The following is a 12795-nucleotide window of genomic DNA, read 5'->3' as shown; positions in this document are numbered from 1 at the left end:
CTACTGACTACTGACTACTTCCCTACTCACTGTTTCGCTTTTTCGTCCCCGGGCAGCACGTAGTCGGTGCCTTCCCAAGGGGAAAGAAAATCAAAATTGCGAAATTCCTGCTTGAGCTCGACCGGCTCGTAGATGACGCGCTTGGCTTCGTCGTCGTAGCGCACTTCGACAAAGCCGGTCAGCGGGAAATCCTTGCGCAGTGGATGGCCTTCGAAACCGTAATCGGTCAGCAGACGGCGCAGATCGGGATGGCCCGAGAACAGCACGCCATAGAGATCGTAGGTCTCGCGCTCGAACCAGTCGGCACCTGGGAAAACGCCGGTGATCGACGGCACCATTGTCTCCTCGTCGGCCAGAACCTTGACGCGGATGCGCACATTCTGTTTCGGCGACAGCAGATGGTAGACGACGTCGAAGCGCTTGGTCCGCGACGGATAGTCGGCGCCGCAGACATCGATGATCGAGATGAACTGGCAGCGCGCATCGTCGCGCAAGAAGGTCATCACCTCGATGAGATCGCCCGGCTCGACATGGATGGTGAGCTCGCCATAGGCGATATCAGCGCCATTGACGCGACCAATCAGCTTTTCGCCGAGATAGGTCGACAGTTCGCTAAGGGATGCGGCCATGGATTTACCGTTCGATCGTGCCGGTGCGGCGGATTTTCTTCTGCAGGAGAAGAATGCCGTAGAGCAGGGCTTCAGCGCTCGGCGGGCAGCCGGGCACATAGATGTCGACCGGCACGACGCGATCGCAGCCGCGCACCACCGAATAGGAATAGTGGTAGTAGCCGCCGCCATTGGCGCACGAGCCCATCGAGATGACGTAGCGCGGCTCCGGCATCTGGTCGTAGACCTTGCGCAGCGCCGGCGCCATTTTGTTGGTCAGCGTGCCGGCGACGATCATGATGTCGGACTGGCGCGGCGACGCGCGCGGGGCGACGCCGAAGCGCTCCGAGTCATAGCGCGGCATCGAGGTGTGGATCATCTCGACCGCGCAGCACGCCAGACCAAAGGTCATGAACATCAGCGAGCCGCTGCGCGCCCAGGTGATCAGCGCCTCGGTCGAGGTGACCAGAAAACCCTTGTCGGCAAGCTCGTTGTTGATTTCGAGGAAGAAGGGATCGTCCTCCCCCACCGGCTTGCCGGTGTTGGGATCGATGATGCCCTTCGGCTTCGGCGCGACGAGGGTGCCTGAACTGTCGTTCAATCCCATTCCAGCGCTCCTTTTTTCCATTCATAGGCAAAGCCGATGGTCAGCACTGCCAAAAACACCATCATCGACCAGAAGCCGAGCATGCCGATCTTCGAGAAGGATACCGCCCAGGGAAACAGAAAGGCCACTTCCAGGTCGAAGATGATGAACAGGATCGACACCAGGTAGAAACGGATGTCGAATTTCATGCGGGCGTCGTCGAACGAGTTGAAACCGCACTCGTACGCGGAAAGCTTTTCGGGATCGGGATTGCGGTAAGCCACCAGGAACGGTGCGGCCAGCAGCGCCAGGCCGACGACCAGTGCCACGCCGATGAACAGGACGATGGGCAGGTACGAACTGAGGAGTGCGTTCATGCAGCGGTTTCCGTTGGCGCCAATCCACTTTGATTACAGCACCGGACCTTAATGCGGAAGCGTGACAGTTTAACCGCTGAACCGTTTTAAGGGGCCTATGCTGCAACGCGGCGAGGGTTAGCGCAGCACTTCCAGCGAAGCAAGTCAAACCTTGTTCAAAACGCAGTGCTGGACGGCATATCCGAAGAAACTGGTCCGATCCGCTCTTGTTTGATTTCCTTCACTTTTTACTCCACTTTTCTCTCCTGACAGGGTTGCCGCCAAAACCCTGCTAGCATGAGCTGGAATCACCCGTCAGAACCTCGGTTCAACAAGCCCTCAGAGTCCGCCGAATGAAGGAAAAGATCTCGCTCGCCACCGCCCGGCGCATCGCGCTCGCCGCTCAAGGGTTTCTTGATCCGCGCCCAAATGGCACACCCGACCGCCGCCACTTCGCCCGTGTGCTCTCCCGCACCGGCCTGCTGCAGATCGATTCCGTCAGCGCGGTGGTGCGCGCGCATTATATGCCGCTCTATTCGCGCCTTGGCCCCTACCCGCTCGCTCTGCTCGACAATGCTGCGGTGACGCGCAAGCGCACGGTCTTCGAATACTGGGCGCATGAGGCGTCGTTCCTGCCGGTCGAGACCTATCCGCTGATGCGTTGGCGCATGCAGCGCGCCGAGCAAGGCGACGAAATGTATCTGGGATTGGCCAAATGGGGCCGCGAGCACGCCGCCTATATAGAAGAGATCTACCGCGCGGTCGCCGAGCGCGGCCCGATCGCTGCTTCAGCACTCGAAGGTCAGAAGGGCTCGGGCGGCTGGTGGGGCTGGAGCCATGCCAAGCACGCCTTCGAATGGCTGTTCTGGGCCGGGCGCATTACGACGGCGCACCGCCGTGGCTTCGAACGCTTCTACGACCTGCCGGAGCGCGTGCTGCCGCAGGCGATCCTCGATCTGCCGGTGCCGGCCGCCGAGGACGCGCATCGCGAATTGCTGCGCATTTCCGCCCGCGCCCACGGCATCGCGACATCAAGCGACCTGCGCGACTATTTCCGGCTGTCGCCAGCCGACATGAAGGGGCGGCTGGAGGAACTGGTCGAGACCGGCGAGTTGGTGCCGGTGCGTGTCGAAGGCTGGGACAAGCCGGCTTACCTTCACAGGGACGCCCGTTTGCCCCGAAAAATCGAGGCCCGCGCCTTGCTGGCGCCGTTCGATCCTGTTGTCTTCGAGCGGTCGCGCTCGGAGCGGCTGTTCGATTTCCACTACCGCATCGAGATCTACACACCGGCCGAAAAGCGGCAATACGGCTACTACGTCCTGCCCTTCCTGCTCGGCGACCGGATCGTGGCACGCGTCGACCTCAAGGCAGACCGGCCGGCCAGCGTCCTGCGCGTCCATGCCGCCTACTCCGAGCCCGGCGCACCGCCTGAAACAGCGGCAGAACTCTTCGAGGAACTGAAGCAGATGCAGGGCTGGCTCGGGCTCGAGCGCATGGAAGTGACGCCGGCCGGCGATTTGGGGCCGGCGCTGGCCGACATGGCGGTGTCGTAAGCTCGCGTTGACACCGCTACCCGCAAAAGCCTAAATCCGGTTCAGACGGTCCCTTGCCCGCAACGGCAAGGGCTAAGAGGGAATGCGGTGCGGGATTTCGATCTCAAATCCGCGGCTGTCCCCGCAACTGTAAGCGAAGAGCCAAGGCCGAAAGCCACTGGGAGGTTCCCGGGAAGGCGGCTACCGAAGGCGATGACTCGCGAGCCAGGAGACCTGCCGTCTGCGACAGAAGAATCCGATCGCCCGGCGGGTTTCCGGGCAAGGAGCCCGGTTTTTGGACCAGAACAGCAGTTTTTCGGCTGGCACAGCGGATATTCCGTCCGCCAACAGTGATGCTTTGGCCGGCGTCACCATCATTGTCTGCGCCTCCTGCCGCGATGAGACCGGCTCGGATGCCCATCCGCGTGCCGGCGAACTTTTGGCTGAGGACACGCGCCGTGCAGCGTCTGACGACCATATCCGCGTGCGCACGGTCGAATGCCTCGGCAATTGCAAGCGTCGGCTCAGCGCCGCCATCCTGCGCGACGGCTGCTGGAGCTATGTGTTTGGCGACCTGACCCTGACCAGTGGCGCCGACCTCGTCACCGGCGCAAAGCTCTTCGCCACGTCAACGGACGGCCTCATCCCATGGCGCGGCCGGCCCGATTCGCTCAAGCGCGGCCTCGTGGCCCGCATTCCACCCCTCGACATGCTGAAGGACTAACCATGACCGCTTCCGTCTCCCGTGTTCCCTGCACTGTCGTCACCGGCTTCCTTGGCGCCGGCAAGACGACGCTGGTCCGCCATCTCCTGGAAAACGCCGGCGGCAAGCGCATCGCCATCATCGTCAACGAGTTCGGCGATATCGGTATCGACGGCGAGATTTTGAAAGGCTGCGGCATCGACACGTGCCCGGAAGAAAACATCGTCGAACTGGCCAATGGCTGCATCTGCTGCACCGTCGCCGACGATTTCGTGCCGGCGCTCGACAAGATCCTGTCGCTGACGCCGAAGGTCGACCATATCCTGATCGAGACCTCGGGCCTCGCTCTGCCCAAGCCGCTGGTCCAGGCTTTCCAGTGGCCGACGGTGAAGAGCCGTGTGACCGTCGACGGCGTCATTGCGGTTGTCGATGGCCCGGCGCTTGCCGAAGGCCGCGTCGCCAACGACATGGACGCCTTGCAGGCGCAGCGCGCCGGGGATGACAGCCTCGACCATGACGACCCGGTCGAGGAGGTGTTCGAGGACCAGATCGCCTGCGCCGACCTGATCATCCTGTCGAAGAGCGACCTGATGGACGCCGCCGGCTCGGCCCGCGCCAATGCCATCATTGGCGAACACTCCGCCCGAGCCGTGAAGATCGTGCCGACGTCGTATGGCAAGGTCGACCCCTCGGTGCTGCTCGGCCTCGGGCTCGCCGTCGAGGACGACATCGAAAACCGCAAGTCCCATCATGACGGCGCGTTCGACCACGAGCATGACGACTTCGACACCTTCATCGTCGACATTGCCTCGATCGCCAATCCGGACGAGCTGGCCAAGCGCGTCGCCACCGCCGCCGAACAGGAAAACGTGCTGCGCGTGAAAGGCTTCGTCGAGGTCGGCGGCAAACCGATGCGGCTTTTGCTGCAGGCCGTCGGCCCGCGCGTCAATCATTACTACGACCGCGCTTGGACCGCTGAGGATGACCGCCGCTCGCGCCTCGTCGTCATCGGCCTCAAGGGGCTGAACCGCCCGGCAATCGAGCGTATACTCGCCGGCTGATCTCGGACACGGGCCGCGATGCACATCCTCACCACGACCTCCGCCTCGCTCGACGATCTCGCCGAGCCGGTCGATCTGCGGCAGACGCCGGCGGATATCGTGGCCCTGTCCTTCACCGACAGCGACCTTGCCGGCCTTGCGGCAGCGTGGAAAGCGGATGCCGACCGCCTGCCCTCGATGCGGCTGGCCGCACTTCGCGACCTGCGCCATCCCATGTCCGTTGACCTCTGGGTCGACAGCGTCGCCCGCCACGCCAAGATCATCCTGGTGCGCATCCTCGGCGGCTACGACTGGTGGCGCTATGGCTGCGACCAGCTTGCCGCGACCGCCCGCGAACACGGGATTAAACTCGCGCTGCTTCCAGGTGAAAGCCACGACGAGGATATCAGGCTGATCGAAGCCTCGACGCTGCCACGCGAGGAATTGGATAGCCTGCTCGGCTATTTCCGCGAGGGCGGCCCGGCCAATATGAGCGCACTGGTGCAGCGGCTGGCGGGGCTGGCGGGACGGGAAGCAGCTGTCACCGAGCCGGTCAGCGTGCCGAAAGCGGGCTACTACGAGCCGAACCGCGGCGTCGTCCCCCTCCCCCTCCAAGGGGAGGAAAATGCCGCTCCCGTCATTCCCATCCTGTTCTACCGCTCGATGCTGCTCGCCGCCGATGTCGAGCCCGTCGACGCCCTTTTTGAAGCGCTCCGCCAACGCGGTATCGCGCCGGTCCCAATCTTCGTCTCCAGCCTGAAAGACCCGACCTCGCTGGCGTTCGTGGAAACCGCGCTGGCCGCCCTGAACCCCGCCGCCATCATCACCGCGACCGCCTTCGCCTCCGGCGCCGAACCCAGCGTCGAAACCCTGTTCGACCGTGCCGGCGTGCCCGTCTTCCAGGTCATCGTCGCCACCACCCGCCGCGACGTCTGGGAGAACAACCAGCGCGGCCTGGCGCCCGCCGACCTTGCCATGCATGTCGTGCTGCCGGAGCTGGACGGCCGCATCCTCGCCGGCGCCATTTCCTTCAAGGGCGAGAGCGATGTCGATCCAGCACTTGGCCACCGCGCCTTTGCCAACCGGCCGGAACCGGATCGCGTGGCGCAGGTCGCGGACCGTGTGGCAGCGTTCATCAAGTTGCAGGAGACTCCGCGCGCAGAGCGCAAGCTGGCTATTCTGATCCCGGATTATCCAAGCGCGCCTGGGCGCACCGGCTATGCTGTCGGCCTTGACGTGCCTTCCAGTGTGCTGGCGATGCTGCATGACCTGAGCGAACAGGGCTATGTGGTTGAGGGGATTCCGCAAACGCCGCGTGAATTGCTGGATTTGCTGGAGCGGGGCAATGATGGGCCGGGGTTGGAAGATTATCTGACCTTCTCGAAGGAATTGCCGGTTGAGGCAATGACCGCCGTCGAGGCGGCGTGGGGGGAAGCAGAAGACGAGACAGGTTTGTGCGAAGCACCCCCCTCTGTCCTGCCGGACATCTCCCCCGCAAGGGGGGAGATCGGCAGCTTCACCGCTTCGTACATCCCGGCAACGTTGGAGATTGGCGAAACCAGCAACGAGAGTTCGATCTCCCCCCTTGCGGGGGAGATGTCCGGCAGGACAGAGGGGGGTGTTCAAGCGCCAACCTCAGCAAGCTTCCCCTTCCGCGCCGCCACCTTCGGCAACATAACCGTGGCGCTGGCCCCCGATCGCGGCCGCTCCGCCGATCGCCGCGCCGATTACCACGACCCGACTCTCCCGCCGCGCCACGCCCTCCTCGCCTTCGGCCTGTGGTTACGCAAATCACTCGGCGTCCATGCCCTGATCCATGTCGGGGCCCACGGCACGCTGGAATGGCTGCCCGGCAAGACGGTCGCGCTGTCGCAAACCTGTTTTCCCGAGATCGTCACTGGACCCCTGCCCGTCATCTATCCCTTCATCGTCTCCAATCCCGGCGAGGCGGCACAGGCCAAGCGGCGTATTGCCGCCGTCACGCTTGGCCATCTGCCGCCGCCGCTCACCGGCGCCGGTTTGGACGAAAACCAGCACAAGCTCGAGCGGTTGGTCGACGAATACGCCCAGGCCGACGGTCTCGATCGCCGTCGCCGCGATCGTCTCGCCAAACTGATCGTCGACACCGCGCAAAAGACCGGCCTCGCCTCGGAAGCCGGTGTCGGCAGGACCGACGCCCCCGACGAGGCGCTGCGCCGCATCGACGCCTGGCTCTGCGACCTCAAGGATTTCGCCATCAAGGACGGCCTGCACATCTATGGCCGCGCGCCTGAGGACGAACCCGACGCCATGCGCCGGCAAAGTGCCGAGGCTGAAAAGGCGGCGCTGCTTGCCGCGCTTGATGGCCACCACATCAAGGCCGGTCCAGCCGGCGCGCCGGCGCGGGGGCGCTCCGACGTTTTGCCCACGGGCCGCAATCTGTTCACATCCGATCCGCGCACCATGCCGACGCCGACGGCCTATGATCTGGGCAAGGTGGCAGCGGAAGAAGTCGTGCGTGGCTACATGCAGTCGCATGGCGACTGGCCGCGCTCGCTGGTCATCGATCTCTGGGGCTCGGCCTCGCTGCGCACCGGCGGCGAGGAGATTGCGCAAGGCCTGGCGCTGATGGGTTGCCGGCCGCAATGGGATGCCGCCACCGGCCGCATCACCGGCATCGAGGTGCTTCCGCCGGCAGCACTCGGCCGGCCGCGCGTCGACGTCACCTGGCGCATATCGGGCCTGTTCCGCGACATGTTCCCGACCCAGATCGCGCTGATCGATGCCGCAGCAAACGCCGTCGCCGCGCGCGACGAGGACGATTCGGAAAACCCCCTCGCGGCGCGAACCCGCGCCGATGGCAAGATCAGCCCACGCATTTTCGGCACCTCGCCCGGCACCTATGGCGCGGGTGTCGAGGATCTTTTGTCCCGTGGCGACTGGGCCGTGCGTGAAGAGATCGGCCGCGCCTATCTCGATGCCACCTCGCATGCCTATGGTGGCGCCGGTGGCGAAGGCATCTCGGCGCCCGGCGCCTTCGAGGGCCGCATCGCCGAGGCTGACCTTCTGGTCCACACCGGCGACGACCCCGGCCGCGACATTCTTGAGGGCTCCGCCGATGTCGCTTTCATCGGCGGCTTTTCGGCCGCCCTTGCCGCGCTGGGCAGAAATGCCGACGTCATCGTGCTCGACACGACAGACCCGCAGAAGCCGAAGCCGCGCTCGGTCAGCGAGGCCGTCTCACGCGTCGTGCGCGCCCGCGCCGTCAATCCACGCTTCATATCAGGCCAGATGCGCCACGGCCCGCGCGGCGCCTCCGAATTCGCCGAGACGGTCGACCGGCTGGTCGGCTTCGCCGAAACCACCCACGCCATTTCAGGTGCGCTGATCGAGGCCGTGCACGATGCCTATGTCGGCGATCCCGACGTTCGCGCCTTCATCCTGCGCGAAAACCCCGCCGCCGCGAAGGTCATCGCCGAGCGCTTCCTGTCGGCGCGCCGGCGTGGCCTCTGGCATCCCCTGCGCAATTCCATCGACGACGACCTCGCCGCGCTGATTGCCGAAGCAGAAGCGCTCGGGGTTGCGGCATGAACGCCTTCTCACGACGTGGCGCCTGTCCGGCTTTGTCAGCGCCGATGCAGACCGGCGATGGACTGCTGGTGCGGCTCAACCCGGTCGCCGGAGGCCCATCTTCCGGAGGCTTGTCGCCGAAGCTGTTGATCGGGTTGGCAGAATCCGCGCTGCGACATGGCAACGGCATCATGGAAGTCACCGCGCGCGGCAGTTTGCAGATACGCGGTCTGACAACAGGAAGTGCTACGCTGCTGGCAGCGGAGGTGGATGCACTGGGCATTGCGGTGCGCACCGGCGTGCCGGTTGAGACCGGGCCGCTGGCGGGCATCGATCCGCAGGAGATCGCCGATCCGCGGCCACTGGCTGAGCGGATCAGGGCGGCGGTCGAGGACGCTGGGCTGACGCCAAGACTGGGACCAAAGGTGTCTGTTGTCGTCGACGGCGGCGGACAACTGACGATGGATGCGGTGACGGCCGATGTGCGGCTTAAGGCGGTGCGAGCCGACAACGACATCGTTTGGAGCGTATCGGTTGCCGGCGACGGCCGAAACGCGAAGGTATTGGCAAAGGTCGATGCGGATGACGCGAGAGACATAGCCGTCGCTGCGCTGAAGATGATTGCCGAAAAAGGCCGCGAAGCGCATGCGAGGGATTTGTCGGAGAGGCAGCTTGCCTCTCTCGCAAGCTGGCATTCTGTGGCGCCCCCCTCTGTCCTGCCGGACATCTCCCCCACGAGGGGGGAGATTGCTCATGCGCGCTCGCCTTCGCCAATTTCCAACGCCGAAACGGCTGAGCAACCCTCCGCCTTCGCAAGAACGGCGCAGCCGGCCGAGCTGCCAATCTCCCCACCTGTGGGGGAGATGTCCGGCAGGACAGAGGGGGGCGCCTCGCGCAAACCTATCGGCCTTTTCCCCTTAACCGGCAACACTTTCACCCTCGGCATCGCTCTCCCCTACGGCAGCATGCCAGCAGATAAAATCATTGCCCTCGCGCAAAGCGCCCTCGCCTTCGGCACCACCGAAATCCGCCTCGCCCCAGGCCGCGCCCTCCTCTTCCTCGGTCAACCGGCAACCGCAAACGAACTCTTCCAGCACACCGCCGCCACCCTCGGCTTCGTCACCTCCCCCACCGACCCGCGTACCCGTATCGCCGCCTGCCCCGGCACGCCGGCCTGTGCTTCCGGGCGCATCGCCACGCGCGACATCGCGGAGACGATTGCCGCAGAAAACGCCGACATCCTCGACTTCACCCTGCACATTTCCGGCTGCGCCAAGGGCTGCGCGCATCCCGGCCCGGCGGCACTCACAATCGTCGGCGGCGAAAATGGAGCCGGACTTGTCGTGAACGCGACGGCAAAGGCCCTTCCTGCCGGCTACAGGCCGGGCTATGACGCCGCGCGCGGCATCAGCCGCGTCGCGGCAATGATCCGCAGCGCACGATTTCAGGGCGAGACCGCCGCCGACTGCCTGACAAGGCTCGGGCCGGCAGCAATCGCCGAGGCTTACCGACAGGCCCAAACTAAAAAACGGAAATGAGCATGGCCGCCTACGACTACATCCACGACGGCACGGCGATCTACGAGCGCTCCTTCGCCATCATCCGCGCCGAGGCTGACCTGTCGCGCTTCACAGAAGCCGAGGCCGATGTCGCCATCCGCATGATCCATGCCTGCGGCCAGGTCGAAGCATCAAGTCATTTCGTTTTCTCGCCAGACTTCGTCACTGCAGCGCGCAAGGCGCTCGCCGCCGGTGCGCCGATCTTCTGCGACGCGGAGATGGTCTCGCATGGCGTCACCCGCGCCAGGCTGCCGGCCGGCAACGAGGTGATCTGCACGCTGCGCGACCCGCGCACGCACGACATCGCCAAAGCGATCGGTAACACCCGTTCGGCCGCGGCGATCGACTTGTGGGGCGAGCGCATGGCAGGCTCCGTCGTCGCCATCGGCAATGCGCCGACAGCACTGTTCTATCTCCTGGAAAAGCTGCGCGACGGCGCGCCGAAGCCGGCGGCCATCATCGGCATGCCGGTCGGCTTCGTCGGCGCTGCCGAATCCAAGGATGCGCTGGCAGAGAATTCCTATGGCGTGCCCTACGCCATCGTGCGCGGCCGTCTGGGCGGCAGCGCCATGACCGCAGCCGCGCTCAATTCGCTGGCGAGGCCGGGCCTGTGAACGCGCTTTCAAAAGGCCGTCTCGTCGGAGTCGGCACCGGTCCCGGCGACCCCGAACTGTTGACGCTGAAGGCCGCGCGGGCCTTGGCCGAAGCCGATGTCGTCGCCTATTTCGCCAAGCGCGGCAACAACAGCAACGCCCGCGCCATCGTCGAAACGCGCTTCCGGCCTGATATGCTGGAGTTGCCGCTGCTCTATCCCGTCACCACCGAAATCGACAAGGATCACGACGACTACCGCTCGCAGATCACCGGCTTCTACGAGGAATCTGCCGAGAAGGTCGCCGAGCACCTCGACGCCGGCAGGATGGTTGCCGTCCTGTCCGAAGGCGACCCGCTGTTCTACGGCTCCTACATGCATCTGCATGTCCGCCTTGCGCATCGTTTCCCCACAGAAGTCATTCCCGGCGTCACCGCCATGTCAGGCTGCTGGTCGCAAACCGGTGTGCCGATCGTCCAGGGCGACGACGTGCTGACGGTTTTGCCCGGCACGATGAGCGAGTTCGAGCTGACGCGACGGCTGGCCGACACCGATGCTGCCGTCATCATGAAGGTCGGCCGCAACCTGCCCAAGATCAGGCGCGCGCTGGAAGCCACCGGCAAGTTGACGCGCGCCGTCTATGTCGAGCGCGGCACCATGGCCGGCAGCGTCTCGATGAAGCTTGCCGACAAGCAGGACGACAAGGCGCCCTACTTCGCCATCGTATTGGTCGCCGGCTGGTCCGGCCGCCCCGGCGCGCTGGGAGCGCAGGCATGAGCGGCCGTATCACCGTCATTGGCCTCGGGCCCGGCAATGCCGACCAGGTCACGCCCGAAGCCAGCCGCGCCGTCGCGGAAGCAAAATTCTTCTATGGCTACAAGCCCTATCTTGACCGGCTGGAACTGCGCCCGGATCAGACCCGCGTCGCTTCCGACAACCGCGAGGAACTCGCCCGCTCCAAGGACGCCTTGACCAAGGCCGCCGAGGGCCATGAGGTCGCCGTGGTTTCGGGTGGCGATCCCGGCGTCTTCGCCATGGCGGCGGCCGTCTGCGAGGCGATCGAGGCCGGCCCGGCCGAATGGCGGGCCGTCGATGTCGCCGTCGTGCCGGGCATCACCGCCATGCTCGCCGTCGCCGCCCGTATCGGCGCGCCGCTCGGCCATGATTTCTGCGCCATCTCGCTGTCCGACAATCTGAAGCCGTGGGATCTGATCGAACTGCGTCTCCTGGCGGCGGCCGGCGCCGGCTTCGTCATCGCGCTCTACAACCCGATCAGCAAGGCCCGCCCCTGGCAGCTAGGCCGCGCCTTCGAGTGCCTGACCGCAATCCTGCCCGGCACAACGCCGGTCATCTTCGGCCGCGCCGCCGGCCGTCCCGACGAGCGCATCGAGGTGTTCCTGCTGGCCGACGTCGACGCGCAAAAGGCCGACATGGCGACCTGCATCATCATCGGCTCGCCGGAAACCCGGATCATCAAGCGTGGCGACAGACCGGCGCTGGTCTACACGCCGCGTTCGGCAGCGGGCTCGACAAAATGATCGACCATCGCGGCCAGCGCTTCGACGGTTTCAGCCGAAGGCACATCGGGCAACGCCGGCCTGCGGACCATGATCACCTCGATGCCAAGCGCCCTTGCGGCGGCAATCTTGCCGTAGGTCGCCGCGCCGCCGCTGTTCTTGGACACGACGACATCAATGCGATGGTTTCCGAGCAAGACGCGTTCGTCCGTCTCGCGAAACGGGCCGCGCGCCAGCAGATAGTCAGCGTCGGGAACGGCCAGCTTCGGTTCGACCGGATCAACGCTGCGGATGAGATAATGGTGTTGGGGCGCCGCCTCGAACGCGGCGACCTCTTGCCGTCCCAACGCCAGGAAGACCCGGCGCGGCTTGGCGCCGAGCGCTTGCACAGCATCACCTGTTGTATCGACTTCAGTCCAGAGATCGCCCTCGACAGGCTCCCAACCGGGACGGCGCAGAGCGAAGATCGGCGCGCCGGCCATGCGTGCCGCTTGCGCGGCATTGGCGGAGATTCGCGCCGCATAGGGATGCGTGGCATCGATCAGCAGGTCGATCCGCATGTCATTGAGATAGGCCGCCAGCCCGCCAGCACCACCAAAGCCACCGACCCTTGTCGGCACGTTCTGTGCGATCGGGTGCTCGGTGCGGCCGGCCAGCGACAGCGTGACCGAGAAATCCGTGCGGACAGCCAGTCTTCCGGCCAGTTGCCGGGCTTCCGTGGTGCCGCCGAGTATCAGAATACGGTGGGTCATC

The 12795-nt window shown here is 65.1% G+C and carries 12 protein-coding genes and 1 riboswitch; of the genes, 8 read left to right on the top strand and 4 right to left on the bottom strand.

The window, feature by feature from the left end; all coding sequences use genetic code 11:
• Positions 1 to 26 precede the first annotated feature (26 nt).
• The 3 genes from AC1DX4_RS20825 to AC1DX4_RS20815 are packed head-to-tail and all read right to left on the bottom strand — an operon-like array spanning position 27 to position 1571.
• Positions 27 to 629, bottom strand: a complete 603-nt coding sequence (locus AC1DX4_RS20825; RefSeq protein WP_477222074.1) for an NADH-quinone oxidoreductase subunit C — start codon at positions 627 to 629, stop codon at positions 27 to 29.
• A 4-nt stretch (positions 630 to 633) separates the two neighbouring features.
• A complete protein-coding gene (locus AC1DX4_RS20820; protein WP_027145296.1) occupies positions 634 to 1215 on the bottom strand; it encodes a NuoB/complex I 20 kDa subunit family protein in 582 nt (193 codons plus the stop codon).
• A complete protein-coding gene (locus AC1DX4_RS20815; RefSeq protein WP_010910112.1) occupies positions 1206 to 1571 on the bottom strand; it encodes an NADH-quinone oxidoreductase subunit A in 366 nt (121 codons plus the stop codon). Before AC1DX4_RS20815 ends, AC1DX4_RS20820 begins: the two co-directional genes overlap by 10 nt.
• 332 nt (positions 1572 to 1903) lie before the next feature.
• On the opposite strand from AC1DX4_RS20815, the gene AC1DX4_RS20810 reads away from it, so the two are divergent.
• From AC1DX4_RS20810 to AC1DX4_RS20775, 8 genes are all read left to right on the top strand, one after another.
• Positions 1904 to 3103 carry a winged helix-turn-helix domain-containing protein gene (locus tag AC1DX4_RS20810; protein ID WP_477222073.1) on the top strand — a complete coding sequence of 400 codons (1200 nt, stop codon included), beginning with the start codon at positions 1904 to 1906 and terminating at the stop codon, positions 3101 to 3103.
• A gap of 29 nt (positions 3104 to 3132) precedes the next feature.
• Positions 3133 to 3338: riboswitch (cobalamin riboswitch) on the top strand.
• Positions 3339 to 3377: 39 nt separating this feature from the next.
• Positions 3378 to 3806, top strand: a complete 429-nt coding sequence (locus AC1DX4_RS20805; RefSeq protein ID WP_477222072.1) for a DUF1636 family protein — start codon at positions 3378 to 3380, stop codon at positions 3804 to 3806.
• A gap of 2 nt (positions 3807 to 3808) precedes the next feature.
• The gene (cobW, locus tag AC1DX4_RS20800) at positions 3809 to 4846 is read left to right on the top strand and encodes a cobalamin biosynthesis protein CobW (RefSeq protein WP_477222071.1); all 1038 of its coding nucleotides are present in this window, start codon (positions 3809 to 3811) and stop codon (positions 4844 to 4846) included.
• An 18-nt stretch (positions 4847 to 4864) separates the two neighbouring features.
• Complete coding sequence (locus AC1DX4_RS20795) at positions 4865 to 8395, top strand: cobaltochelatase subunit CobN (protein ID WP_477222070.1); 3531 nt, start codon at positions 4865 to 4867, stop codon at positions 8393 to 8395.
• The gene (cobG, locus tag AC1DX4_RS20790; RefSeq protein WP_477222069.1) at positions 8392 to 9912 is read left to right on the top strand and encodes a precorrin-3B synthase; all 1521 of its coding nucleotides are present in this window, start codon (positions 8392 to 8394) and stop codon (positions 9910 to 9912) included. Before AC1DX4_RS20795 ends, cobG begins: the two co-directional genes overlap by 4 nt.
• Positions 9913 to 9914: 2 nt before the next feature.
• Complete coding sequence (locus tag AC1DX4_RS20785) at positions 9915 to 10547, top strand: precorrin-8X methylmutase (protein WP_477222068.1); 633 nt, start codon at positions 9915 to 9917, stop codon at positions 10545 to 10547.
• Positions 10544 to 11302: a precorrin-2 C(20)-methyltransferase gene (locus AC1DX4_RS20780; RefSeq protein WP_477222067.1), complete on the top strand. Its 759-nt coding sequence runs from the start codon at positions 10544 to 10546 to the stop codon at positions 11300 to 11302. The genes AC1DX4_RS20785 and AC1DX4_RS20780 overlap by 4 nt, the downstream gene beginning before the upstream one ends.
• Positions 11299 to 12063 carry a precorrin-3B C(17)-methyltransferase gene (locus tag AC1DX4_RS20775; protein ID WP_477222066.1) on the top strand — a complete coding sequence of 255 codons (765 nt, stop codon included), beginning with the start codon at positions 11299 to 11301 and terminating at the stop codon, positions 12061 to 12063. Before AC1DX4_RS20780 ends, AC1DX4_RS20775 begins: the two co-directional genes overlap by 4 nt.
• Here the strand turns inward: AC1DX4_RS20775 and AC1DX4_RS20770 are convergent.
• Positions 12027 to 12794, bottom strand: a complete 768-nt coding sequence (locus AC1DX4_RS20770) for a cobalt-precorrin-6A reductase (RefSeq protein ID WP_477222065.1) — start codon at positions 12792 to 12794, stop codon at positions 12027 to 12029. The genes AC1DX4_RS20775 and AC1DX4_RS20770 overlap by 37 nt on opposite strands.
• Position 12795 lies beyond the last annotated feature (1 nt).

It is taken from the genome of Mesorhizobium sp. P3_A8 (assembly GCF_056402995.1).
Note: the sequence above shows the minus strand (reverse complement) of the source record. Positions and strands in the feature narration are given on the sequence as shown.